The sequence below is a fragment of the Empedobacter sp. UBA2044 genome (assembly GCF_002333005.1).
GTDB classification, from domain to species: domain Bacteria; phylum Bacteroidota; class Bacteroidia; order Flavobacteriales; family Weeksellaceae; genus Empedobacter; species Empedobacter falsenii_B.
The window spans coordinates 34877-61702 of record NZ_DDBA01000019.1 but is presented as its reverse complement, the minus strand read 5'-3'; the positions used below and the strand labels follow the sequence as shown (position 1 = coordinate 61702).

Genomic DNA, 26826 nt, shown 5'->3' with positions numbered 1-26826 from the left:
TTAAGCTTGTTTTAAATGAAACATTTTTTCGATTAACTGAATTGTTTCGTCTGCGTTTTCTTTATTTTCGATCAAATAAGAAGCAAACTGATTTGTAATTTTCTGAATTACTTTTTCAGTTAAAATCGTTTCATTTTCGTCGATATTTACATTGTCTTTTTTCAAGTTATTTAAAGCAAAACTCTGAAAAAAGTCTAATCTATCTTTGAAAGATTGAATAGCTGGAACCAATTCTCTGGTTTCTAACCATTCGTAAAACTCTGTAGAATGCTCCTCTATAATTGCCAATGCTTCTGGAATTGCATTGCGACGTTGCGCAATTGTATCGTCTACCATTTTAGATAATCCATCTACATTTACCAATTGAATAGATTCGCGAGCAGCCAATGTATGAATTACATTTTCTGGAACTGACATATCAATAATCGTCATTTCCTTATCGAACGGAATCATTTCTTCTGTAATCGTGTAATTACTTGCTCCCGTTGCAACAATTAGAATATCTGTTTTTTGTAATTCTTCTTTTAATTCGCTGTGATCTTTTACGGTAATATCGTATTTCAGTCCAAGAATTTCTGCCTTTTCTTTTGTACGATTGATTAGCGTAATGTTTGTATTTGGATAATGTTTGACCAAATTAGCACACGTATTACGACCAATTTTACCAATTCCGTACAACAAAATATTTTTGTCAACTAAGTTTCCTTGCGTTGCTTGAATAAAATTAACCGCTGAATATGCAACCGAAGCAGAACCGTTACTTAAGAAAGTTTCGTTCTTCACTTTTTTACTAATTTGAATCGCAGTATTTACCATACGCTCTAAAAAAGCATTTGATGCACCTTGTTTTTTGAAACGAGAAAACCAAATTTTGATTTGTCCGATGATATCAAAATCACCTAAAATCTGACTTTCTAATCCCGACGAAACACGGAATAAATGTGTAATCGCTTCTTCTCCTTCTTTTACCATCATAAATTGACGGAATTCATCTGCATTACCTTCTGTGTATTTACAATATTGCTCAACGATTTGATCTTCGTTTTCTGCAAAACCATAAAATTCAGTACGATTACAAGTTGATACAATAAAAAAGTTTTCTAATCCATTCGTTTTAGAATCTTGCGTAAACGTTTCAACTTGTTCCGGGAAAAATGTAAATTTACCACGTGTAATGGCGTCAGCTTTTTCATAACTGATTCCGATTACGTAAAAATTTTCTTCCGTTTTATTACCTCTAATTGCCATTTCTTCAAATACTGATACAAAAGTAGTTTCAAAAGTCTTCGAAAAATAACTTTAAAAAGAAAAAATAACGCTAAAAATTAAAGTTTGCTTTTTTAGAATAATTATAAATTAAAGGTTTATATTTGTATGTAAACCATTATAAAGAGCGAAGTTGACAATTATCACGTTTTTTATATGACAAACCTCATTATTCAAAATGGAATTAAAAAATACCCATAAAAGTAAAATTAACGAGTATAAATTGTCAACAGACGTATTTATCGCTCAAATAGACAACTTTACAGCTTCTACAGACACGATTCTGAAAGGAATTGACAAGCGTTATATACAATTCTATTTTTGTACAAAAGGTTCGTTGACATTTAATTTTAATAATGGTATTTATAAAATCAATTTGAACGAAGGAAAAAGCTTTTTGTTCTATTATCCGACATTGGACATTCCATTATCGTTGAATATAAATGCCGAAAGCAAGGTTTATATTGTGGTTTTGTCTATTCAGAAATTACATCAATTGTTTGCAGAATATCAAATTCAGAATAATTTGATTTCGAGTATGACGCAAGAAAAATTTTATATTGAACGAGAAATTGGACCTTCAATAAAATTAGTTTTGAATCAAATTGAACAAATGAAACTTTCTCCGCAATTTCAAAATTTATTTTTGATTGGAAAAATGTACGAATTATTCACCCTTTATTTTTCTGAAATTGAAAGTCAAACCGAACATTGTCCTTTCTTAAATGATGAAAATGAAGGAAAACGAATCAAAGAAATCAAAGATTATTTATTAGCTGATTTTAAAAATCCGCCAACAATCAAACAACTTTGCGAAAAATTTTCGATCTCGGAATATCATCTGAAAGAAGGTTTCAAGGAACTATACGGAACAACTGTTTATGGTTATTTGTTGGATAAAAAACTGGAATATGCATTGCATAAATTAGAAGAAAATCAACAAATGGTAAAAGATATTTCGTTTGAAATTGGTTACGAAAACCCATCTCATTTTATATCAGCATTTAAGAAGAAATATGGCTTAACTCCTAAACAATACATTAAACAATTTCAGTAAAAACTTTAAGAATTGTTAATCTTAATATCATTTATTAACTACTTATAAATACTTACTTTTGTTAAATATTTATAAATAGTTATGCAAAAATTTTTGCTTCTTTTATTTCCTTTTGCCGCTTTTGCGCAACAACCCGACTATTATGAAGGGATTGATTTTAATCAAAATGGAAAAACTATAAAGGAAGAATTACACGATTTAATCAATGCTACACATCATGCAGTTAGCTATACGCCTGGAGTTTGGAATATTTTAGATAAATCTGACTTGGATTTAGATTCAAAAGGTCGCGTTTTATTGATTTATGGTTTCACAGATAATTCTACTGTTTATGCAGAACAGCGCACGCGTGATATAAACAACAAAAACAACTCTTCAAGTGGAAGTACAATCGGAAAATGGGAACGCGAACATGTTTTCCCAAAATCTTTAGCAGTTCCTAAACTTGATACTGATCGTCCTGGAACTGGAACAGATGCTCATAATTTACGCGCAGTTGATAGACAAATAAATTCGACTAGACGTAACAATGCTTATCGCGAAAAATGGGCACAAGATGTGACAGGACAAGCCAAATTAATCAATGGAGGTTTTTATCCTGGTGATGAATGGACGGGAGATGTCGCGCGAATTATTATGTATATGTATGTACATTATGGTATGGAAACCGATCCACAATTGGTTGCGTATAACAATACGACAACAACCAATAATGATGGAATGCCAGATATGTTTTTGAAATGGAATGTATAGGATAAAGTATCTGAATTTGAGAAAGTCCGAAACGAAATTATTGCCGAAACACAAGGAAGTCGAAATCCATTTATTGATAATCCGTATTTAGCAACGTTGATTTGGGGAGGAGATAAAGCCGAAAATACTTGGCCTGAATTATCTGCGAACGATTACAATTATCAACAAACGCTTGTAGAAGTTTTTCCTAATCCAACAACAGACAAAGTAAAGATTAATGCTAAGAATTTTGATTATGTGAATTTATATGATTTTAACGGTCGTTTACTTGGAATTGAATTAGGTTCGGAAGTTAATTTGAAAAATTATCCAGCTGGAATGTATATTTTATCTATTCACCTAAAAGATGGAAACATCGTCACAAAAAAAGTGATTAAAAAATAATTTTAAACAAAAAATTCCAACTCTAAGAGTTGGAATTTTTTGTTTATTCATTTTAACAACCTTCATTATACATTACATCGAAAGAAACTACTTTATCATTCACTAAATAAAATTGTAGAATCGATCCATTATCATAATCTTCAACATTAAAATAACGAAAAGCTTTTGTTCTTTTATCCGTTTTATCATCATAACCATCGAAAATAGAAATATTCAGATTTTTATATTTATTAATTAACTCATCCAAAGATGAGCCAATTTTAATTCCAGATAATGTTTTAAGACTAGAATCCGAAGACTTAACACTATATACAGTTAAAGTAGAAGAACCTGCTGTCTCCTCACCATTTGTTGTCAATCCAACTTTATATGTTACTCCTTTAGAGACAATTGTTACATCACCATCAGGATAACCATATTCATTCAATTTTATTTTGAATTTTTGTCCAGTTAATTTTTCTAATTCAGACAATTTCATTCCAAGTTTTACGTCATTAATACGAGTTGTAGAAACTTGCGCTTGCAAAGCTATTCCAGCTACAAAAGCAGCTATAAAAAATATTTTTTTCATTTTTATGTATTTAGGTTTTAATCATTATTTTAAAGTGTACATTCTTCTGGGTTATAAGAACTCAATCTTATTGTTGTTACAATTTCATTTTTCAAAGAAAAAGTCAATATAACACCATTTTCTCTATCATCAATTCTAAATTCTCTGTTATTATTATTCGATTTATCCAAAAACACATTATATTTTGACGAATAAGCTTTCCACAAATCCTCCAACGTACTACCAATTCCAATTCCAGACAAAGTTTTGATATTTTTACTTGTTGTAGAAATAGAACTTAAATAGGTGTCATTTTCTGTTTTACTCAAATAACCACTTCTTATTTCGATTGTATAATCAATCCCTTTTAGGGTGACATTCGTTTCTCCTTCATCAACAATTGCAGCAATTTCTTCACCTAACAATTTCAACACTTCGAACGGACGCATACCAATTTTCAGTTCATTCATTCGTGTTGTAGAAATCTGACCAAATCCAACAACCGAAAGCAAGAAAAATCCTAATAAAGTTATTTTAATCCTCATAAATTTTATTGTTTAAATATCCCGATTCTGTCTCATCATCTTCAAAAATATCTTACACCGAAATATCATATTTTTTGTACGCTTTCCATAAATCGTCCAACGAACTTCCAACTTTTATTCCTGATAAAGTCAAAAGTTTAGAGCTGACAGACGAAACCATACATACTTCGAATTGTTTTGTTTTCAAATTTTTATAGTACGAAATATGATATTTAATTCCATTCAACTCAATGTCCTGTTCAGGCATTTCTGCATTATTTACATCATAAAGAGCTAATTGATTTGGTGTTAAAGCTGCAACTTGTTTTTGCTTCATTTCGTACGAAATATCTCCAAATTTGGAAGTCGTTACTTTTTGAGCAAACATTATCGAAGTGAATAGCAAGAAGCACCCTAAAATTGAAAAAAATCGACTAAGCATAAGCATTAATTTGAGCAATATGTTTTACAATTTTTCCATTATCCAAAACCCAAAGTGCATCATAAACACCAGCTCCATCGCTATATGTACCGAACAAATAATATTGATTTAACTCTTTATTGTAAGTAAGTTTTGTTGCTGATAAATTCGCATTATATAAATTGATAAAATATTCTTTTGGAATGATAATTTCTTTTCCTTTGAATGATATTTTAAACGATTTGAATTCTGTTTGAGGAATCATTCCATCCGAACCAAGAAAATCTTTTTCATCAATCGCATAAACAAAATCACTTTCCTTGAAAATTTTATGTTTTTTCGAATTAAATTCTTGCGTTTCGAGCTGAATGGTATAATCAGCAACCGAAAATTCTATTTTAGAATCATTGACTGAAGTTGGTGAAATAGTTTCAAAATCTTCTAACTTTTTGATTCGATCATAGTAAACAAAACCAGCTTTTTCAGGCTGATATTCAACTAAATACCATTTCGAGTTTTCTTCATCAGAATCAATTGGATAAATTGAATTTGAATTGACTTTAGCAACAATTTTAGACGAAATATTTTTATCATCTCTCACATTTGCAAAACCATCTTTATCTTGCACAATCCCAAATTGAGCTTGCACAAAATAGCCTAAAAAAGTAGTAAGAATGAATAAACTTTTTTTCATTTTTTGATTCGATTTTCTTGAAGTAAAGCTAACAAAATCTAAACCAAAAATTTTCACGAATTATAGTGATTTTACAAAATCGATATTTCTTTTCAAACCATCAAATTTTGTACGTTTTACAGGTGATTTCTTAAAAATTTCTCGAAAAACATCCTCTGTAATTTCTTCCCAATCTTTCTTCGAGAATTGATTAATTTTCTTATGACCAACAAAACGAGTTTCTTTCGTTGGCAACGAAAAACGATTCCATGGACAAACTTCTTGGCAAAGATCACAACCAAAAATCCAATCATCAAATTTTCCTTTCATTTCGGTCGGAATTTGATCTTTCAATTCAATTGTAAAATACGAAATACACTGACTTCCGTTCACTGTTTTATTGGGTAAGATTGCCTCAGTTGGGCAAGCATCAATACAACGCGTACATTTTCCACAATGATCAGTTTCAATTGGAGAATCATAAGCTAAATCCAAATCAATAATTAATTCGGATAAAAAGAAAAACGAACCTTTTTGTTTAGATAACGTCAACGAATTTTTTCCAACCCAACCAATTCCAGCTTTTTTCGCCCATGCATGTTCCAGAATTGGTGCTGAATCGGTAAAAGCTCTTCCGCTCACCTCCCCTATTTCTTCTTGAATAAAATCTAACAACTCGCGCACTTTTTCCTTCACGACAAAATGATAATCTTCGCCTTGCGCATACATCGCAACTTTGTAAGAATTAGGATTTCGATCTAAATCTTGGTAATAATTATACGCCAACGAAATCACAGATTTTGCTCCTTCGACCAAAATTCGAGGATCCAGTCGCATATCGAAATGATTTTCCATATACTGCATTTCTCCATGATAATTATTCTTTAACCAAGACTCTAAACGTGGAGCTTCCTCTTCCAAAAAATCTGCTTTGGCAATACCACACGAAATAAATCCCAATGCTTCAGCTTTTTCTTTGATTCGATGGGACCATTTTATTTTGATATGTTCTTCTGTTTGAAGGAGCATTAGTTAATTCGTAATTATGAATTTATAATTATTATATCGACGAGATTAAATTTTATCATTCTGAATGAAACGTGAGTGAAATGAAGAATCTTAGATTCCTCCTAACGCAAGAATAATATGTCGTGTGAGCCATTTTCGATTTATTAGAGTAAGAAAATCGTTAAGATTCTTCGACAAGCTCAGAATGACTTAGAACAAAATTACAAATCAAACAAATCGGTTTGAGGTGAATTTTCTCCACGATATTTTACACCAATATGTTTGAAAGCTTTTTCTGTTGCCACACGTCCACGAGCAGTACGCATCAAATAACCTTCTTGAATGAGATACGGTTCATAAACTTCTTCTAATGTTCCACCATTTTCTCCAACTGCTGTTGCTAAAGTTGTAATTCCGACTGGTCCACCTTTAAATTTTTCAATAATTGTTGATAAAATTCTGTTATCCATTTCATCTAAACCATTATCATCAACTTTTAGAGCTTTTAAAGAAAATTCAGCAATTGATAAATCAATTTTTCCATTTCCTTTAATTTGTGCAAAATCTCGAGTCCTTCTCAATAAAGCATTTGCTATACGAGGAGTTCCACGACTACGACCTGCAATTTCTATCGCCGCTCTTTCGTCAATTGGTGTGTCTAAAATACGAGAAGATCGCTCAACAATCGTACTTAATAATTCAACATTATAATATTCGAAACGGAAATTAATTCCAAAACGAGCACGAAGCGGCGCAGTTAATAAACCAGAACGCGTTGTTGCACCAATTAATGTAAAAGGATTCAAACCAATTTGAACCGAACGTGCATTTGGTCCAGATTCGATCATAATATCAATCTTAAAATCTTCCATTGCCGAATACAAATATTCTTCGATAACGGGAGACATACGATGGATTTCATCAATAAAAAGCACATCATTTTCTTCCAAATTCGTCAATAAACCAGCTAAATCACTCGGTTTATCGAGAACTGGTCCAGATGTAATTTTGATTCCTACACCTAATTCATTCGCAATAATATTTGCTAATGTCGTTTTTCCCAAACCTGGAGGTCCGTGCAACAAAACGTGATCTAATGCTTCGCCACGAAGTTTAGACGCTTTTACGAAAACTTCTAAATTCTCTAGAATATGCGCTTGTCCAGCAAAATCATCAAAACTTTGCGGACGAACAGTATTTTCGTGATTTAGATCGTCATCTGGATAAAATTCTTTATCAGGATTTAATAAATCTGACATAAAATGATGATATAAATTATAATGATGATATTACGAAGGACAAATTAAATTATCCTCCGTACTTTTACAACTACAAAGAACGCAATATTTTTTTAGATAAAAAGAATTATGAGCAAAGGAATATTATTAGTGAATTTAGGTTCGCCCGATTCTACCAATGTTGAAGACGTAAGAACTTATTTACGCGAATTTTTAATGGATAAGAAAGTTTTGGATTCTCCTTGGATTATTCGTAAAACTATTGTTGAATTATTTATTTTACCAAAAAGACCCGAAAAATCTGCTGAAGCTTACCGAAAAATTTGGACAAAAGAAGGTTCTCCTTTAATTGTTTACTCTAAAATTTTGAGAGATATGATACAAAAACAAATGGATATTCCAGTTGTTTTGGCAATGCGTTACAAAAACCCTTCGATAGAAGCTGGTTTACAAGAGCTTTATGACAAAGGTGTTCGCGACATTTTGGTTGTTCCTTTATACCCTCAATACACAATGTCTTCTACAGAAACTGTTGCGGATAAAGTGCTTGAAATTCAGAAAAAAAGTTACAAAGACACTAAGATTAATTTCTTGAAAGCTTTTTACAATCATCCAGATTATATCAAGGTTTTAGGAGATTCTATCAAAGAAAAATTACCTGAGAATTTTGATAAATTATTGTTTTCTTATCACGGAATTCCAGAACGTCACGATAATAAAGCACTTCGTGCTGCAAAAGCGAGCAAATTACCTATTGAAACTTATCGTAATCAATGTTTTGAAACAACACGTTTGGTAACCGAATACTTGCAATTACCAGAAGATAAATATACCACTTCTTTTCAGTCTCGTTTAGGTCGTGACCCTTGGATTAAACCTTATACAGACCACATGTTAGAAGAATTTCCTGCACAAGGCGTTAAGAATTTAGCGGTTTGCACCCCTGCCTTTGTTTCGGATTGTTTGGAGACTTTGGAAGAAATTTCGATGGAAGGACAAGAAGAATTCTTAAAAGCTGGTGGTAAGCAATTTACATACATCCCTTGTTTGAATGATCGTCAAGATTGGGTGGATACATTAGTGAAATGGTTGAAAGGTTGGCAAAATAATTAAGAAAGGTTTTTAGCCTTACAAAATAAATTAGATATCTTTGTTTGGAATTTTTCAATTTTAAACAAAGATATTTTTTTTAAAATGAGACTAATTTTCTCAATTATATTTTTAGTCCTATCACTTTTTAGTTCGGCTCAATTTTTAGATACTAGTGGAAATCTAATTATTGATGGTCGAAAATATCTGAAATCCAAAGTGGATACTACAGGACGAAAATCGGGTTGGGAAATTTATGGTGCAAATACTTTAACCGTTAATCAAAATACCTTTTCCAATTGGATGGCAGGTGGTGAAAATTCGGTTTCACTAAATGCTAAAGCTGATTACGAATTTAATTTCCGAAAAAAGAAACACTTTTGGGACAATCGTTTTATTTTTGAATATGGTTTTTTAGACAATAAAACCAATGGAACGCGTAAAACTGCTGACAATCTAAATATCACAACTTCTTATGGATATTTGATAAAAGAAAAGTGGTACCTAACCTCATCACTTAATATTCGTTCACAGTTTTCTACAGGTTACAATTACGGAACAACTCCAAAAACAAAACTATCAAACTTATTTGCGCCTGCATATGTAACAATTGGGGTCGGTGCGAATTATACGCCAAATTCTAATTTTTCTGTCAGTTTTCAACCTTTAACATCAAGAACAACAATTGTAGCAGACAAAGATTTGCAAAAGAAAGGAACTTATGGTTTACGAAACGATGGAGATACGTTTCTTTTTGAAGTTGGAGCATATTTAGGTGGTCGATACAAAATGAAACTTTTTGATAACGTAACTTACGATAATAATATTGGAATTTTCTCTAATTATTCGAACAAATTTTATAACCTCGATATTGTATATGCTGGATTATTAGACATGAAAATTAATAATTTTATGTCCACACAATTAACCATCAATTTGATTTATGATGAAGATCAAGTTACTCAAACACAATTTAAACAAGCCCTCGGAATTGGCTTAACATATAAAATAGACAGTACTAAGAAAAAAGATAAGAAGAAACGTAGAAAGAAGGAAATTCTCCCATATTTCGATACATCTGGCATTTCCCCAGTCAAATTACCTAGAATAAAACTGGATAAACAAAACTATGATCAAGTTTTTGATAAAAATACAATTGACGAAAAATCAACATATATTAAATCAGAATCCATATTTTTGGAGTAAGTTAATATAAATCAATCAAATCTACATGAAAAAATTTTTATTTGTATTAGCAATTTTAGGAAGTGCTACAACTTTTGCGCAAACAGTAAAAGATGGTAAAGTAGCTACTGATAGCAAGCGTTATTTAAAAGATCAAAAATTTGATGGCCGTCAACCAGGATGGTTCGTTTCGGGAAATAATTCACTTTTATTTTCTCAAAGTGCATTCAGTAATTGGGTTGCGGGAGGTGTAAATTCGTTTGCGCTGAACGGAAGTTTAGATTACGAATTTAACTTGACAAAAGAGAAACATATTTGGGATAATCGTGTTGTTTTAGGATACGGAATCCAGACTAACAAAGGCGAAAGTTCTCGCAAAACAAATGATGTTATCGACTTAACTTCTTCTTATGGTTACAGCATCGGAAATCATTGGTATTTAGCTTCCTCTATGAATTTTCGCACACAATTTACAGATGGTTTTGATTATTCAAGAGATCCAAAAACGAAGATTTCAGCCTTGATGGCTCCAGGTTATTTAAGTTTAGGATTGGGTATTGATTACAAACCAAGCGAAAATTTTCAAATTAATATTCACCCATTTACACCAAGAATGACCTTTGTCTTAGACAAAGATTTACAGAAAAAAGGAAATTTTGGACTTAAAAATGATGGAGACAATACTTTATTTGAATTCGGTGCATATTTAGGTGCGCGATATAAACTACAAATTATGGAAGGAATTTCTTATGATAACCGTGTCGGAATCTATGCAGATTACCTGAAAAATTTCGGAAATATGGACGTTGCTTATCAAGGAATTTTGGATATGAAAGTGAACAAGTTTGTTTCGGCACAAGTAAGTGTCAACCTATTGTATGATGAAGATCAAATCAAAAAAACACAGATTAAACAAACACTTGGAATTGGATTTAATTACAAATTTGATAACACGCCACCAAAAATAGAAGAAGCTCCAGCAATTGCATTTATGCAAGAAGCACCAATTTTCGAAGAAAAAGAAGAAACTGTAGAAGTAGCAACAAATATTCTAAAAAGAGAACCAATTCTTAATGAAACAAAATTAGTCACTCAATAATATTTTTAACCTGCTTTTAATAAGCAGGTTTTTTATTTTTCTTATTTTTATAACTCAATAGAAGAATAAAATGACAAAAAATATTTTCGGCGCACTTTTACCACAAATTTTAATAATTGTTTGGGCAGCTTTCGAGCTTTACCTTGGGTTCAACAACGAACAAAATAACCGCATCATTCTTAGCGCAATCGTGATATTAATCTTCGTTATTTTTACAATTATTACATTACTCAAGGTAATTAAATATCCCAACGACCCAACTTATTTGAAGAAAAAGTAATTTATATAAATGTAATTCTTAAAACTGAACGTTTAACTTTGAGACCAGTCACACTTGATGATACTGAAACAATTCATCAATTATATTCTATCGAAGAAGTTGATTAATACAACACGTAGGAATTCCAGAAAATATAGAGGTTACAATTCTTCATGTAAAAGATTTAGTAAAATCTAATCAAGGAGAACAACCACAAGCTTATACTTTTGTTATCGAAAATGACAATCAATTTGATGGATTAATTTCTTTAAATTTAGGTAGGGCTAAATACAAGAATGCAGAAGTTTGGTTTAAACTTCATCCAGATTTTTGGAACAAAGGAATTGCAACAGAAGCTTTAAGAGAAATTATTTCTTTTGGATTCAATACGTTAAATCTTCATAGAATCGAAGCTGGATGCGCAATTGAAAATATTGGTTCTTACAAAGTTCTTGAAAAAGTTGGAATGATTCGAGAAGCACATACCAGAAAGCTTCTTCCTCTAAAATCTGGTTGGGCAGATAATTATGGCTACGCTATTTTATCGACTGACTTACGATAAAAATTAAGTCATTGCAAACTCATTTTAGAATCATATCTTATTTGATAACAAGTTCAGCTTATCTACAAATTCTCCCTTAAATTTCGTAAACTTGTGTTATAAAACAACAAAAATGAAATTAATCGGTCCTTTCAGACAAATTATAACACTTGCCAATTTACCTTTAAAAGGTGCTATTCACGAAAACCAAGTCGAAGTTCTCGAAGATGGAGGAATTATTATTGATGATGAAACAATTGTAGAAATAGGAAATTTCGAAACGCTTTCTCAACAACATCCAACTATCGAAATTGAACATATCGAAACGGAACAAATTCTTCTTCCTGGATTTGTAGATTCGCATACACACGTTTGTTTTGGAGGAAATCGTGCCAAAGATTTCGCCATGCGTTTGGACGGAAAAACCTATTTAGAAATTGCCGAAAGTGGTGGTGGAATTTGGTCTACTGTGACAGAAACACGTAAGAAAACAGTTGACGAACTGAAAGATATTACGCTAAAACATATTGCCCAATTAGCTAAACAAGGAATCACAACTGCTGAAGTAAAATCTGGTTATGCTCTCTCTGTTGAGGGTGAAATTAAAATGTTAGAAGCGATAAATATGGCGAATCAAGAAAGTGAGATTGATTTGATTCCTACTTTTTTAGGTGCGCATATGAAACCAAAAGATTTTGAAGGTTCGAACAAAGAATATTTAGAACTTTTGGTGAAAGAAGTTTTTCCTAAATTAAAATCTGATGATTTAGCAAATCGTATCGATATTTTTGTGGAACAATCTGCTTTCTCTGTTGAGGAAGGCGATTATTTCTTAAACGAAGCAAAAAATCAAGGTTTTGATATTACGATTCACGCTGATCAATTTACAGCTGGAGGAAGTTATTTAGCTACAAAATTCGATGCTTTGAGTGCAGATCATTTAGAATTTTCAGGAGAAGAAGAAGTGAAAAAACTTGCCAATTCTGATGTTGTTGCAACTGTTTTACCTGGCGCTTCTATCGGTTTGGGAATGCAATATGCACCTGCTCGAAAATTGTTAGATGCTGGTTGTTGCGTTTCGATTGCTTCGGATTGGAATCCTGGCTCAGCTCCAATGGGAAATCTTCTTACACAAGCTTCTGTTTTGGCTACTTTTGAGAAATTATCAATGGCAGAAGTTTTAGCTGCAATTACTTTTCGTGCTGCAAAGGCTTTAAATTTAGCTGATCGTGGAACAATAGAAAAAGGTAAAAAAGCCGATTTTATCAGCTTCTCTACCTTCGATTATCGTAATATTATCTATTATCAAGGACAATTACAACCAACAAATGTATGGAAAAATGGTGCTTTGATTAATCAATAGTGTAAATATTATCAGGAGTGATGGTGTTTGTCGGCGTGTAAATTAACCAATCGGTAATCATTTCTTGCGGATAAAGACCTTCATCTCCTTCATTCAAACCTTCTACAGCATAAGGACGATTCAAACAAACGCCAAAAATTTCGTTGTTCTCATTGATTCCGTACACATCAAACCAAATGTGTTCCTTATTCATTTCATGATCGACATCAAATCCTAATTTAATTAAAAATCGATAATAATTTTCTTCATCTGCTTCTGGATTAAAATATGTGTTAAATGCTTTTTTATACAATTCAAAACGTTGATAAGCCAAGGCTGACATTCGTTCCGTTTCCTGATCGCTGATAAAGAAAATCGGATTATCTGCAATTGTCGCCGCATAAACTTCTGGTGTCAATGTATGTCCTTCTTGCACCGCTAACAAAACGCCACAAGGTTCATAATTTTCGTTTTCTGGCTGACGTTCATTGTAACCTCCAGGAATTTTAGCAGGATAATCTTTCACCACATCTTCCCAACGTTTCCAACAAAATGTAATATCCAAACCATCATAACCAATATTAAATTCTTCATTTTCTGGCGAACGAAAATCTGGTTTGATAAACGCATTTACAATCATATCCAAAGCCGAATTCATCTGCTCTACTCCATCTTTGATGTTCAACATCTCCAACTCCACAGAACCGCAACGATGCAAACCATGCGTATGCATCCAATACACGCGATCGCCATTTTCATCCTCATCATAAACGCCATGAATCACATATAAATACGAAGGCGCAGGCGGAATTTCTGACTCTGCTGTCACTTTAGCCCATTTACCAGAAAGCAAACGATAAGGCATAAAATCGACAACAATAGACGGGTTTTCAACAATTGCTTGCATAATTTTTAATTGCAAATGAAAACTATCCAATGCATCATTTCCAAAATACATCACAGATTCCAAATAAAAATCTTGTTGCGTTGCAATTTCCATTTCTTCGTCCGAAATCATATTTCCAAAACCAAATTCAGAATAATCGTTACTTCTCGCATCCACAACATACAAATTCACATCAAATTCTTCCTCCAAATAAGACACTACAAGTTGATATTCTTGCTTTACAGCTCCATTTTCGTCTTTATCAATCTCGATAAGATCAAAATTGATTAATTGAAAATAATCGGTTGATTTTAGACTTTTTTCAATTGATTCTCTTGAAAATACAAAATCTTTCGACGAAGGAAAAATTCCCATTGTAGAAGGTAAACTCAATCCATCCTCTGCAATTCCTTTGTACAATTCTTGATTTGTCATAGTTATTTTTAGTTTGTTTTTTGTTAAAGATAAATGTTTTAAGTTCATCAAAATTTTAGCAAAATGTTAAACTTTAAAATGATTAAAGATGATAATTCAGTTCGCATTACGTTAATTTATTGTAATTTTGTTCGCATAATTTTACAATTATGATAGCATCTATGACAGGTTACGGTAAATCCGTATTGGAATTACCTGAGAAAAAAGTAACGATAGAAATCCGTTCTTTAAACAGTAAAACACTAGATTTAAACACGAGAATTCCTTCTTTTTATCGTGAAAAAGAATTAGAAATCAGAAACCTTATTTCAGAAAAAGTTCAACGTGGAAAAGTTGATTTTTCGATGTTAGTAGAGTTAAATCCTGCTGCAAGAAATCAAAATATAAATGCTGAATTAATCAAAAGTTATATGGCAGAATTTAAATCAATCACACCAAATGTGACTGATGGTGAATTATTGCCTGTAGTAATGCGCCTTCCAGACGTTATTTCGTACACGCAAGACGATTTGAGTGAAGACGAATGGAATCAAATTCGCGCAACAATTATTGATGCAATTGACGCTTTAAATCAATTTAGATTAGACGAAGGAAAAGTTTTAGAGAAATATTTGACTTTAAACTTGAATAATATTTTGGAGCTTTTAACACAAGTTGTGCCTTTTGAAAAAGAACGAATTGAAACTATCAAAGAACGTTTCAATAAACGTTTAGAAGAAGTAAAAGTTGATATTGATCAAAATCGTTTTGAGCAAGAATTAATTTTCTATTTGGAAAAATTGGACATTACTGAAGAAAAAGTTCGTCTAAAAAACCATTGCGAATATTTCTTGAAAGAATTAGCTGGAACTGAATCAAATGGGAAAAAACTAGGATTTATTTCGCAAGAAATTGGTCGTGAAATTAATACATTAGGTTCAAAATCAAATCATTCTGAAATGCAAAAAATTGTTGTTCAGATGAAAGATGAATTAGAAAAAATTAAAGAACAATCGTTAAACATTTTATAATGAAAAAAGGAAAATTAATCGTCTTTTCAGCTCCATCAGGCGCAGGAAAAACAACTTTGGTTCGTTACGCTTTAGAACAATTGGAAAATATCAAATTTTCTATTTCTTGTACAACTAGAGATAAACGCGAAGGTGAAGCTCACGGAGAAGACTATTATTTCTTAACACCAGAAGAATTTAAGGCAAAAATTGCAAACGACGAATTCGTAGAACACGAAGAAGTTTACCGCGATAATTTTTACGGAACTTTAAAATCGGAAGTTGATCGCATTACATCAGAAGGTAATTCTGTTATTTTTGATATTGATGTTATTGGTGCATTGAATATCAAAAAATTGTACGGAGATCAATGTTTAACGGTATTTGTAAATCCTCCATCTTTAGAAATTTTGAAAGAACGTTTGATTTCTCGCAACACAGAAAGCGAAGATAAATTGAAACAACGTTTGGACAAAGCGGGAATTGAAATGGAAAAAGCAAAAGACTTTGATGTCATTTTATTGAACGACGATTTGGAAACTGCAAAAGCAAAAACCTTAGAAATTATTACAGGTTTTATCAAATAATAATTCTAAAACCAAAATAAACAAATGCCTCGAATAAATAAAATCGAGGCATTTTTGTTATCTTTAGCTTTCGAAAAAATTATAACAAAAAATGGAAAGCCAAAATAGTTTAGAAATCAACAACGCCAATATTCATTATTATCACCGCGAAATAAATCCAGCAAGACCAACTCTTATTTTCTTACACGATTCTTTAGGTTCTACGCAACTTTGGAGAGATTTCCCGAAAGAAGTTGCCGAAAAAACGAATTGCAATTTATTTATCTACGATCGAAAAGGTTATGGAAAATCGTCGCCTTTTACCATTAATCATCGCGAATTAACCTATATGCATGATGAAGCAGATTTTCTAAATGATTTGGTTCAACATTTCAATTTCAAAGACATTATTTTATTTGGACATAGCGATGGTGGCTCGATAACGTTGCTTTACGCTTCAAAATATCATCAAAATTTAAAAGGAATCATTGTCGTTGGTTCGCACATTATTGTGGAAGAAATTTCATTGCAAGGAATCAGAGATGCTAAAATTGCATATGCAGAAACTAATTTGAAAGAACGTTTGACAAAATATCATGGCGATAAAACGCAGAAAGTTTTTGAGATGTGGACAGAAACTTGGTTACGCCCAGATTTTATTGATTTTGATATTCGAGAAGAATTAAAAAATATCGAATGTCCAACTTTGGTTATTCAAGGAATTGGTGATGAATATGGCTCGATTGAGCAAGTAAATGGGATTATCAACAATGTAAAAGGAAGAAAAGAAAGTTATCTTGTTCCTGATGCAAAACATACGCCTTACAAGGAAAATAGAACGCCAACTTTGGCTAAAACAGTTGAGTTTATTGATTCGTTATAACGAATCAATAAACCTAAAGTGTCATTATTTATTCAATTTTACTTCTACGTTTTATACATTTATACACTTCGAACCAAAGTACAGAAAGGATTGCTACAAGCATCGCGATTCCTAATTCATTTAGATTTAATGAAGTTACTTTAAAAAACAATGAAATTGGTTGTATGTACAATATTGCAAAAAGTATTACTAATGTCAAAACTGTGACATAGACCATTAAGTTATTTTTGTTTCGGAAACTTGACCATAAACTATAATAAAATGAGCGATTGGTTAAACTCAACCAAACATTCGAGAAAATTAACGTTGTAAAAACCATTGCACGTGTTTTCTCTTCATTTCCTCCAAGTTGATAAGTATATTGATATACAAACAATAATCCTAATGTAATTATAATTCCTTGAATAATACTTGTTGAAAGCTCTTTCCAATTCAAGAAAGTTTCGGTCATAGGACGAGGTTTTCTTTTCATCGAATCTTTTTCCAATGGTTCATTTTCATACACAATAGAACATGTTGGTCCCATAACCAATTCTAAGAAAATAACGTGAACTGGCGTAAAAATTTGTGGAAAAGCCCAACCTAAAAATAATGGAAGCGAAACAATTAAAATAATCGGAATATGGATAGAGATAATATATTGAACAGCTTTTTTGAGATTCGTATAAATACGTCTTCCTGCCGCAATTCCAACAACTAATTTACCTAAATCATCATTCGTCAAAATCAATTGTGCAGCTTGTTTCGCTATTTCTGTTCCCTTTTCACCCATTGCCACTCCAATATGAGCCGCTTTCAAGGCTGGTCCATCATTAACGCCATCACCCAACATTGCCACAACATCTCCATCTTCTTTCAACGCTTTTACTACAGCCAATTTCGCTTCGGGAAACATACGCGCAAACAACACTTTATCACGAGCTTCTTTTAATAATTCTTTTTCGGAAAGTTGTGTAATTTCACTTCCTGTAATACTATTTTCTACATGTAAAATTCCAGCTTGTTCAGCAATACTTTTTGTTGTTTCGGCATTATCACCCGTAATCACTTTTACTTTAATTCCCGCATCATAAATCTGTTGAAACACTGTATTAATTCCTTTTTTAGGAGGATCATAAAAAACTACGAATCCTAAAAACTCGAATGGTAAATCTTGTTGAATTTTTGGAAAATTATCCTCTTCAAAATTAGATTTAGCAACACCCAAAAGTCGAAAACCTTTTAATCCAAAATCATCAATGACTTTTTTTAATTGATTTTTTTCTTCCTCTGATAATTTTGAAACATTCAGAATTGCTTCTGGAGCACCTTTGGCTGCGATTATTCGTTGATTTTCATTATTTTTAAAACAATGCGTCATCATGGGAGGTTTCCCAGATAAAGGATATTCGAAAAACATTTGATATTGATTGCGCTCATCAACCTGTGTTTGTTCGTAAACTCGGTGTAACGTTTTTTCCATTGGATCGAATGGAACAGGTTCACTACTCCACATCGCATATTGTATAATCTCAGAAATTTCAACATCATTGAATTGATTTTCATCAAAAACCGTACACATTTTTGCATCATAAATTGCATTCAATTTCATCGAATTTTCGGTAATTGTGCCTGTTTTATCACTACAAATAACAGTTGTGCTTCCTAAAGTTTCGACAACACTACTCTTTTTTACAATAATTCCTTCGCGTAATAATTTCCATGAACCCAATGCCATAAATGTAGTAAATGCAACTGGTATTTCTTCGGGTAAAATAGACATTGCCAAAGTCAAACCGTTTAATAAACTACTTACAATGTCATTTGTTTGAAAATAATTGAATCCGCAAACCATTGCAAAAACAATAATTCCAATGATTGCCATTCCTTTCACAAATTTTTCTATCTGCAATTGCAAAGGCGATTTTTCTTCTTTTATAGATAAAATTGACGTTCCTATTTTTCCCAACTTCGTTTCTGCTCCAATGGCTGTCACTTCAAAAATAGCCAAACCAGAAACTGTCAAAGTTCCACTGTAAATTTCTGAATGATCTATATCTTTAAAAACTGACATACTTTCGCCTGTTAAAGCAGATTCATTCACCGAAAAATCATTGCTATGAACAATATTTCCATCAGCATTAATCATCTTTCCTTCTTCCGTCACACACAAATCACCAATTGTAATTTCGTGTGTTGGAATCTCAACTAATTGTCCATTACGAATAACTGAACTCAAAGGTTCGTTCAACTTTTCTAACTCTTGCAGAGCTTTTTGATTACGAGAATCTTGGTAAAATGAAATTCCTGTCACAGCAACAATAGCCACAAACATAAATGCAGCTTCACCCAAATCACCAACCAACACATAAATAATTGATACAGCAATCAAAATTAGCGTCATTGGTTCTTTTATAATATCAAATAATAAACTATACCAAGCAGAATTCTGTTCACCCTTTATTGCATTATCTCCGTATTGTTGTTGAGCTTTTTTGACTTCAGAATCAGATAATCCTTTTAAATTTTCAGGAATTTTTATAGACATTATTTCAATCGATTAGTGTTTACTAAAGTTACAGCTAAATCCAATTAAAAAATAGTTTAATACTTGATTATATCCTATTTAGATTTGATTTCAATTAAAACAAAAAAATCATTTCTTTCGAAATGATTTTTGCTCTATTATTAAGGAATTAATTTTCGAATGCATCGCAGTTTATGCGAATATTTTTGAGAATCGGTATTGAAAATTCCATTGGTATCAATAGGATCAATACGAACTTTACCATGTGCATGTAAAACTTTTCCGTTACCACACATAATTCCTACATGTATTATACGACCTTCTGCATTATCAAAAAATGCTAAATCACCAGGTTCTGCTTCTTCTACAAAACTTAACACTTCGCCCATTTCTGCTTGTTGATAAGCATCTCGTGGTATTTTATATCCCCCAATTTTGTACACTTGTTGTGTTAATCCTGAACAATCTATTCCAAAAGATGATTTACCACCCCACAAATAAGGTACATTTAAGTAAGCTTTTGCTATTTCAACCAACTGATCTTTTGATTTTTTACCAGAAGTATATACGCCAAAATATTCAAAACATTTTGGACCAATTTTGATTTTACTTTCATTCAAAGTACGAACCTCAGCTCCAATTGTCAATGTCATTGGCAAGCCATTTTCCATCGCATGATTATACGGATTAATTGCAAATTTCTCGATCGAATCTTTATTATATTCTTCTTCCGAAATTTCTACAATTTGTTTTGGATCAAGCCAACCTTCATAACCATCAAAAGCTAACTGAACTTTCGTCCATTTTTCTAATTCTTCTAAAATAATCAACTTTTCTCCAAATAAAACCTGACTCACCATTTCTGATGAATCTCTTGCTTCGGAGCGCAATGGCGCAACACTTACTTGACAAATGGCGTACTTCATTATTTTTTTCGAATTAACGTAATTCCATCACGAATTGGTAAAATGATCGATTCGACACGTTCATCTTTCGTTACCATCTCATTAAATTCTTTCAAAATTTTTGTCGAAGGATCTTTCTTATCTTCCTCTTCCATCATCACTTTTCCGTACCACAGCACATTATCAACCAACATTGCTCCACCTGGACGAAGAAGTTCCAAAACCTTCTCGAAATAATAAGGATAACTCTCTTTATCGGCATCAATAAAAGCTAAATCTACAGAATCTTTTTCAATTGTATTCAATTCTTCGCGCGCATCATTGATTCTAAAATAAATTTTTGAGGCAAATTCTGATTCATCAAAATACTTTCTGCAAAGATATTCTAACTCATCATTTTTATCCATCGTAATGATTTTTCCATCAGCAGTCAAACCTTCTGCCAAACACAATGTTGCGTAACCTGTGAAAGTTCCTAACTCTAAAATAGTTTTAGGCGCTAAAATCTTCGACAAAATGCTTAACAAACGACCTTGGTATTCGCCCGAAATCATGTGTGGTTGTGTTGTACATTGATAAGTTTCAACACGTAAACGACTCAAGATTTCTGGTTCTTGATCCACATGATGATCTAAATACGATTCTAAAACTGGTGAAATTTTTATCATACCTTTAAAAAGTCAACAAAATTACAAAAAATGCATTGAATATCGGCTATATAAAGGAAATTTAGAAGAGAAAATTTATCCAAAATAATCAAACCAAAAAAGCATTAATTTTTGGGTAATGCTTTTTGTTTTGAAAATTATTTTGATAAGCTTAGACTAAATCTTAACCTCAGCCTTACTTTAAACTTTTCCTTTCTGAATAACAGTTACAACATCTGGATCTAATAATGTTGATGTATCGCCAAAATCAGTTTCGTTGCTTGCTATTTTTCTTAAAATACGACGCATAATTTTTCCGCTTCGCGTTTTTGGTAAACCTGAAACAAACTGTATTTTATCTGGCTTTGCAATTGCTCCAATTAATTTAGAAACTCCATTTTTTATTTCTGCTTCAAGTTCTGGTGAACCTTGTACTCCATCTTGCAAAATCACATAAGCATACAATGCATTTCCTTTGATATCATGAGGATAACCAACAACCGCGCTTTCTGCTACAACTTCGTGTTCATTTATCGCATTTTCTATTGGTGCAGTTCCTAAATTGTGTCCAGAAACAATCACTACATCATCTACACGTCCTGTAATTCGATAATTTTCCATTACATCACGATACGCTCCATCTCCTGTAAAATAATATCCCGGAAATGTTGAAAAATAGGTTTCTACATAGCGTTTATGATTACCATAAATAGTACGAGCCATAGATGGCCAAGGAAATTTAATTGCTAAACGTCCTTCTGCTTTTTCATTTACTGCTTCTACTTCTTTTCCATGTTCATCCATTAAAACTGGCTGAATTCCTGGAAGCGGTAATGTTGCAAACGTTGGACGAAGCGGCGTAATTCCTGCTAATGGCGAAATCAAAATAGATCCCGTTTCTGTTTGCCACCATGTATCTACAATTGGACAATTTCCTTTTCCAATATAATCATTAAACCAGTGCCAAGCTTCCTCGTTAATTGGTTCACCAACTGATCCTAAAACTTTAAGACTTGATAAATCATATTTCTCGACATAGTCTAACGATTCACGAGCTAACGAACGAATTGCTGTTGGAGCTGTATAGAAATGTGTCACTTTTAATTTTTCGACAATTTCCCAAAAACGTCCAAAATCAGGAAAACTTGGAATTCCTTCGAACATTACTGAAGTTGCTCCACAAGCCAAAGGTCCATAAATAATGTAACTATGTCCTGTAATCCAACCGATATCTGCTGTACACCAATAAATATCGTTGTGCTCCATTTGAAAAATATTATCGAACGAATAAGCCGTTTCCACCATATATCCACCACATGTATGCACCATTCCTTTTGGTTTTCCTGTAGAACCAGAAGTATACAAAATAAACAAAGAATCTTCGGCATCCATAATTTCCGCAGGACAATTATCGTCTACCTTATGCATTTCATCAATCCAAAATTTATCACGTCCACCAACCATAGAAGTAGGCTCGATAGCACGTCGATAAACAATACACGACTGAATAGAAGCACAATCTTTTAAGGCTTCATCACAAATTGCTTTTAAGTTAATTGATTTCGTTCCACGAAAAACTTCGTTTGCTGTCACCAAAACCTTACATTGCGCATCGTTGATACGAGAGGCAATTGCAGCAGAAGAAAATCCTGCAAAAACAATAGAATGTACCGCGCCAATACGAGCACAAGCTAACATCGCGATGGCTAATTCTGGAATCATTGGCATATAAATACACACACGATCTCCTTTTTGTACGCCATTATTTTTTAAGACATTCGCAAATTGGCAAACTTTTGAATGCAATTGACGATATGTAATAATTCTAGATTCCTCTAAAGGATTATTTGGTTCCCAAATTAAAGCTGTTTTGTTTCCATTTTTTTCCAAATGACGATCCAAAACATTTTCGGTAATATTTAGTTGTCCACCTTGAAACCATTTAAAATCTGCTTGTTCAAAATTATATTCAAGTGTTTTGTCCCATTTCTTTTGCCAAACGAAGTTTCCAGCAATTTTATCCCAAAATTTTTCAGGCTCCTCGACACTTTTTTTATACGCTTTCTTATATTCAGAAAACGAATTGATTCTAAAATTGTTAATCATTTTAATTTTAATTGTGGTTTTGAATACTAAATATAAAAAAAGCGAATCAATTTATCAAATTAACTCGCTTATATTTTACAAATGAATAAAAACTATTCTATTTTCCTTTATACGGACTTGCATTGTAATATGCTAAAGCAGTTGGTAAGGCTTCCTTTATTTTAGCCATACGCGTCGCATCCGAAGGGTGAGTACTCAAGAATTCTGAAACTCCTGCATTTCCACTTTTCGCCGCCATACGTTCCCAAAAAGGAATTGCTTGAGAAGGATCATAACCCGCCATCGCCATTAAATACAATCCTGTAACATCAGCATCTAATTCCATTTTACGAGAATAGTTTAGTAAACCAACTTGTGCACCTACAGGATATAATTGTTCAAAAACTTTTGCATATTCTGCATTTCCAATGGATCCACCAACTATTTGTCCTAAACCTTGTGCGGCCATTTGCTGAGAAGCTTGCTCCGCACTATGACCAGCCAAAGCGTGACCAATTTCGTGACCTAAAACAACAGCCAATCCCGTTGCATCTTTGGTAACAGGTAAAATACCTGAATAAACCGCAACTTTACCTCCAGGCATACACCATGCATTTACTTCGTTTGCATTTAACAACGTAAATTGCCATTGATAACCTTGTAATTGAGAAGATATTCCCTTTTCTTGATAATATTTTTCAGCGGCATATTTTAAACGTTCCCCTACTGTTTGCACCATTTTAGCATCGGCAGTACCTGTAATTACTTTCCCTTGTTTAAGAACCTGAGAATATTGATTGTAAGCTGTCGGAAATAAATCTGCATTAGAAACTAATGACAACGATTTACGTCCGGTAACAGGGTTTGTAGCACAAGAAGCTAATACTAAAGCTCCTGCTACAGTTAAAATTATTTTCTTCATATTTTTAAGTTTATTTACCAAGTTTCTTTTTGATTTCGTTCAATTTCATCAATGCTTCAACAGGTGTTAACGTATTGATATCTGTGTTCAGAATTTCTTCTCTTATAGAATCTAAAATTGGATCATCTAACTGAAAGAAACTTAATTGCATATTATCTTGCGTTATTTTCTCCGTTTTATTCGAGATTCCTTCATCTGTTTTCGTTGCTTCCAAAATTTTCAACACATCATTTGCTCTGTCCACCACTCGTTTTGGCATCCCAGCCATTTTAGCAACATGTATACCAAAACTGTGCTCACTTCCTCCTGGAACTAATTTTCTCAAAAATAATATTGTATCTTTTGTTTCTTTGATACTAACATTAAAGTTTTTGATACGTTCCATCGATTTTGACATTTCATTCAATTCATGATAATGCGTTGCAAACAATGTTTTTGGTTTCAAGGCACTTTGATGTAAAAATTCTGCAATTGCCCATGCAATCGAAATTCCATCGTAAGTCGAAGTTCCTCGACCAATTTCATCCAATAAAATCAAACTTCGTTCCGAAATGTTATTTAAGATACTTGCTGTCTCATTCATTTCGACCATAAATGTCGATTCACCTGATGAAATATTATCTGAAGCACCAACTCGAGTAAAAACTTTATCAATGATTCCTAAATCTGCAGCTTGAGCTGGAACAAAACTTCCCATTTGCGCCATCAAAACAATCAAAGCAGTTTGACGTAAAAGCGCCGATTTACCAGACATATTTGGTCCAGTAATCATAATAATTTGCTGATGATCCGAATTTAACTCAACATTATTCGACACATATTGTTCACCAATTGGTAATTGTTGCTCAATCACAGCATGACGACCTTCTTTTATATTTAGTTCAAAACCATCATTAAGAGAAGGTTTTGTGTAATTATTTTTCTCTGCTATTTCTGCAAAAGTTGACAAAACATCCAAAAATGCAATTGCTTTTGCCGTTTGTTGAATCGGTAAAAGTTTAGTGATAATTTCTTGTAACAATTCAATAAATAATTGATTTTCTATAGCAAGAATTTTTTCTTCTGCACCAAGAATTTGTGTTTCGTACTCTTTTAATTCTTCGGTAATATAACGCTCTGCATTCACCAAAGTTTGCTTACGAATCCATTCTTCTGGCACTTTATCTTTGTGCGTATTTCGAACTTCAATATAATAACCAAACACATTATTGAATGCAATTTTCAAGGACGAAATTCCAGTTCGTTCTGTTTCGCGTTGACACATTTGATCCAAATAATCTTTTCCAGAAAACTGAATTTTTCGTAATCGATCCAATTCTTCTGAAACACCTTCTCTAATTACATTTCCTTTTACAATTTGATGCGGAGGCTCGTTAGAAAGTGTATCAAAAATCTTTTGTGTTAAATGATCAATTGGTTCGATTCGAGAAAATAAATCTGCAACTTCTTTGATATTCGATTGTTCAGCAACTTCTTTTATTTCTTCCGAAATTTTCAAACTTTGTGCTAATTGTTGCAATTGACGAGGTGTAATTTTACCTGTCGAAACTTTTCCAGCCAAACGTTCTAAATCGGTTAATTGACCTAATTTTTCTCGCAAATCGTAACGTAAATCTCCAAATTTGTAGAAGTATTCGACAATATTTTGACGACGTTGAATTGATTTCAAATCTTTCAACACCATTACCATCCAACGATTCAACAAACGTGCTCCCATCGGAGTTTTGGTATCGTCTAAAACATTTAATAACGTAACACCTTTTGGATGTGGAGAATAAACCAATTCGAGATTGCGAATCGTAAATGGATCCATCCACACAAAACTATCTTGATTAAGACGCTGAATAGATGTTAGATGCTGAATTTCGAAGTGATGTGTGTCATCCAAATAAGCTAAAATTGCACCCGCAGAAATGATTCCATCTTTTAAATCCTCAATTCCAAAACCTTTTAGATTCTTAGTTTTAAAAAGATTGGTTAATTTATCAACTGCAAAATCATATTGAAAAGCCCAATCATCCAACAAAAATTTACTTTTGACATCAGAAAAATTATATTTAACACGTTTTTGGTAAATCACTTCACTTGGTCGAAACGATTGAATAATTTTCGCTACTTGATCTTCTTGTCCTTCCGAAACCAAAAATTCTCCTGTCGAAACATCTAACAACGCAATTCCAAAAGCTTTATCACCTTGATGAACAGCCATCAAAAAGTTATTCGATTTTGACGATAAAACCTCATCTTGCAACGCAACACCAGGCGTTACCAATTCTGTAACACCACGTTTTACGATACCTTTTACCATCTTTGGATCTTCGAGCTGATCACAAATTGCAACGCGTAAACCGGCTTTCACCAATTTCGGTAAATAAGTATTCAAACTATGATGAGGAAACCCTGCCAAAGCACTATTATCAGAACCATTGGCGCGTTTTGTTAAAACTATATCTAAAATGCGAGAAGCTCGCACAGCATCTTCTCCAAATGTTTCGTAAAAATCTCCCACACGGAACAACAACATTGCATCAGGATATTTCGCCTTGATGGTGTTATATTGTTTCATTAGAGGAGTTTCCTTATTCTTTACTACTTTTGTCAAATTATTATAAA

General features: G+C 32.6%; 23 protein-coding genes and 2 pseudogenes. 11 read left to right on the top strand and 14 right to left on the bottom strand.

Going from position 1 to position 26826, the window contains the following annotated elements; translation table 11 throughout:
- A complete protein-coding gene (gene hemA, locus B4E59_RS02450; protein WP_291051140.1) occupies window positions 1-1248 on the bottom strand; it encodes a glutamyl-tRNA reductase in 1248 nt (415 codons plus the stop codon).
- 196 nt (window positions 1249-1444) lie between these two features.
- Between hemA and B4E59_RS02445 the strand changes: the two genes are divergently transcribed.
- From B4E59_RS02445 to B4E59_RS02435, 3 genes and pseudogenes are all read left to right on the top strand, one after another.
- On the top strand, window positions 1445-2323 hold the full coding sequence (locus B4E59_RS02445; protein WP_125348767.1) for a helix-turn-helix domain-containing protein: 879 nt from the start codon (window positions 1445-1447) through the stop codon (window positions 2321-2323).
- Between the two features lie 81 nt (window positions 2324-2404).
- A pseudogene (locus B4E59_RS02440) lies at window positions 2405-3148 on the top strand (endonuclease); the annotation flags it as partial.
- Between the two features lie 24 nt (window positions 3149-3172).
- On the top strand, window positions 3173-3460 hold the full coding sequence (locus tag B4E59_RS02435) for a T9SS type A sorting domain-containing protein (RefSeq protein ID WP_291051164.1): 288 nt from the start codon (window positions 3173-3175) through the stop codon (window positions 3458-3460).
- Window positions 3461-3512: 52 nt separating this feature from the next.
- Here the strand turns inward: B4E59_RS02435 and B4E59_RS02430 are convergent, their stop codons facing one another.
- From B4E59_RS02430 to ruvB, 6 genes are all read right to left on the bottom strand, one after another.
- Complete coding sequence (locus B4E59_RS02430) at window positions 3513-4031, bottom strand: hypothetical protein (RefSeq protein WP_052217554.1); 519 nt, start codon at window positions 4029-4031, stop codon at window positions 3513-3515.
- A gap of 29 nt (window positions 4032-4060) precedes the next feature.
- Window positions 4061-4555 carry a hypothetical protein gene (locus B4E59_RS02425; protein ID WP_038332097.1) on the bottom strand — a complete coding sequence of 165 codons (495 nt, stop codon included), beginning with the start codon at window positions 4553-4555 and terminating at the stop codon, window positions 4061-4063.
- Window positions 4556-4607: 52 nt separating this feature from the next.
- Complete coding sequence (locus tag B4E59_RS02420; RefSeq protein WP_038332094.1) at window positions 4608-4922, bottom strand: hypothetical protein; 315 nt, start codon at window positions 4920-4922, stop codon at window positions 4608-4610.
- Window positions 4923-4968: 46 nt separating this feature from the next.
- Window positions 4969-5649 carry an SH3 domain-containing protein gene (locus B4E59_RS02415; RefSeq protein ID WP_286494665.1) on the bottom strand — a complete coding sequence of 227 codons (681 nt, stop codon included), beginning with the start codon at window positions 5647-5649 and terminating at the stop codon, window positions 4969-4971.
- Window positions 5650-5709: 60 nt separating this feature from the next.
- Window positions 5710-6657 carry a tRNA epoxyqueuosine(34) reductase QueG gene (queG, locus tag B4E59_RS02410; protein WP_286494666.1) on the bottom strand — a complete coding sequence of 316 codons (948 nt, stop codon included), beginning with the start codon at window positions 6655-6657 and terminating at the stop codon, window positions 5710-5712.
- A 200-nt stretch (window positions 6658-6857) separates the two neighbouring features.
- A complete protein-coding gene (gene ruvB, locus B4E59_RS02405) occupies window positions 6858-7895 on the bottom strand; it encodes a Holliday junction branch migration DNA helicase RuvB (RefSeq protein ID WP_038332085.1) in 1038 nt (345 codons plus the stop codon).
- Window positions 7896-8003: 108 nt separating this feature from the next.
- Here ruvB and hemH point away from each other — a divergent pair, with 108 nt between their 5' ends.
- From hemH to hutI, 5 genes and pseudogenes are all read left to right on the top strand, one after another.
- The gene (gene hemH / locus B4E59_RS02400) at window positions 8004-8987 is read left to right on the top strand and encodes a ferrochelatase (protein ID WP_286494667.1); all 984 of its coding nucleotides are present in this window, start codon (window positions 8004-8006) and stop codon (window positions 8985-8987) included.
- 81 nt (window positions 8988-9068) lie between these two features.
- Entirely contained in the window at window positions 9069-10169 is a 1101-nt protein-coding gene (locus B4E59_RS02395; RefSeq protein ID WP_286494668.1) for a DUF3078 domain-containing protein, read from the top strand.
- A 25-nt stretch (window positions 10170-10194) separates the two neighbouring features.
- Window positions 10195-11247 (top strand): DUF3078 domain-containing protein, encoded by a 1053-nt coding sequence (locus B4E59_RS02390; RefSeq protein WP_286494669.1) that lies wholly within the window; start codon window positions 10195-10197, stop codon window positions 11245-11247.
- A gap of 386 nt (window positions 11248-11633) precedes the next feature.
- Window positions 11634-11969 (top strand): annotated as a pseudogene (locus tag B4E59_RS14580) (GNAT family N-acetyltransferase); the annotation flags it as partial.
- Between the two features lie 211 nt (window positions 11970-12180).
- Window positions 12181-13410: an imidazolonepropionase gene (hutI, locus tag B4E59_RS02380; RefSeq protein WP_219033614.1), complete on the top strand. Its 1230-nt coding sequence runs from the start codon at window positions 12181-12183 to the stop codon at window positions 13408-13410.
- Here the strand turns inward: hutI and B4E59_RS02375 are convergent.
- On the bottom strand, window positions 13400-14710 hold the full coding sequence (locus tag B4E59_RS02375; protein ID WP_219033615.1) for a DUF4026 domain-containing protein: 1311 nt from the start codon (window positions 14708-14710) through the stop codon (window positions 13400-13402). The two genes, hutI and B4E59_RS02375, sit on opposite strands and share 11 nt — an antisense overlap.
- A gap of 149 nt (window positions 14711-14859) precedes the next feature.
- On the opposite strand from B4E59_RS02375, the gene B4E59_RS02370 reads away from it, so the two are divergent.
- The 3 genes from B4E59_RS02370 (at window position 14860) to B4E59_RS02360 (ending at window position 17148) form a co-directional block, all read left to right on the top strand.
- The gene (locus B4E59_RS02370) at window positions 14860-15720 is read left to right on the top strand and encodes a YicC/YloC family endoribonuclease (protein ID WP_291051137.1); all 861 of its coding nucleotides are present in this window, start codon (window positions 14860-14862) and stop codon (window positions 15718-15720) included.
- Window positions 15720-16286, top strand: coding sequence for a guanylate kinase (gene gmk, locus B4E59_RS02365; RefSeq protein WP_291051134.1), 567 nt, complete (start codon window positions 15720-15722; stop codon window positions 16284-16286). Before B4E59_RS02370 ends, gmk begins: the two co-directional genes overlap by 1 nt.
- Before the next feature lie 91 nt (window positions 16287-16377).
- Complete coding sequence (locus B4E59_RS02360) at window positions 16378-17148, top strand: alpha/beta fold hydrolase (protein ID WP_291051131.1); 771 nt, start codon at window positions 16378-16380, stop codon at window positions 17146-17148.
- A gap of 28 nt (window positions 17149-17176) precedes the next feature.
- Here B4E59_RS02360 and B4E59_RS02355 read toward each other — a convergent pair whose 3' ends face one another.
- The 6 genes from B4E59_RS02355 to mutS all read right to left on the bottom strand — a co-directional run bounded on the left by B4E59_RS02355 (window position 17177) and on the right by mutS (window position 26779).
- The gene (locus B4E59_RS02355) at window positions 17177-19675 is read right to left on the bottom strand and encodes a cation-translocating P-type ATPase (protein ID WP_291051128.1); all 2499 of its coding nucleotides are present in this window, start codon (window positions 19673-19675) and stop codon (window positions 17177-17179) included.
- 140 nt (window positions 19676-19815) lie between these two features.
- Complete coding sequence (locus B4E59_RS02350) at window positions 19816-20580, bottom strand: C40 family peptidase (protein ID WP_291051125.1); 765 nt, start codon at window positions 20578-20580, stop codon at window positions 19816-19818.
- A complete protein-coding gene (locus B4E59_RS02345; RefSeq protein ID WP_291051122.1) occupies window positions 20580-21227 on the bottom strand; it encodes an O-methyltransferase in 648 nt (215 codons plus the stop codon). Before B4E59_RS02345 ends, B4E59_RS02350 begins: the two co-directional genes overlap by 1 nt.
- A gap of 180 nt (window positions 21228-21407) precedes the next feature.
- Complete coding sequence (acs, locus tag B4E59_RS02340) at window positions 21408-23312, bottom strand: acetate--CoA ligase (protein WP_291051119.1); 1905 nt, start codon at window positions 23310-23312, stop codon at window positions 21408-21410.
- Between the two features lie 97 nt (window positions 23313-23409).
- Window positions 23410-24213 carry a M48 family metallopeptidase gene (locus B4E59_RS02335; RefSeq protein ID WP_221854344.1) on the bottom strand — a complete coding sequence of 268 codons (804 nt, stop codon included), beginning with the start codon at window positions 24211-24213 and terminating at the stop codon, window positions 23410-23412.
- Window positions 24214-24223: 10 nt separating this feature from the next.
- Window positions 24224-26779, bottom strand: a complete 2556-nt coding sequence (gene mutS, locus B4E59_RS02330) for a DNA mismatch repair protein MutS (RefSeq protein ID WP_286494675.1) — start codon at window positions 26777-26779, stop codon at window positions 24224-24226.
- Window positions 26780-26826: the final 47 nt, after the last annotated feature.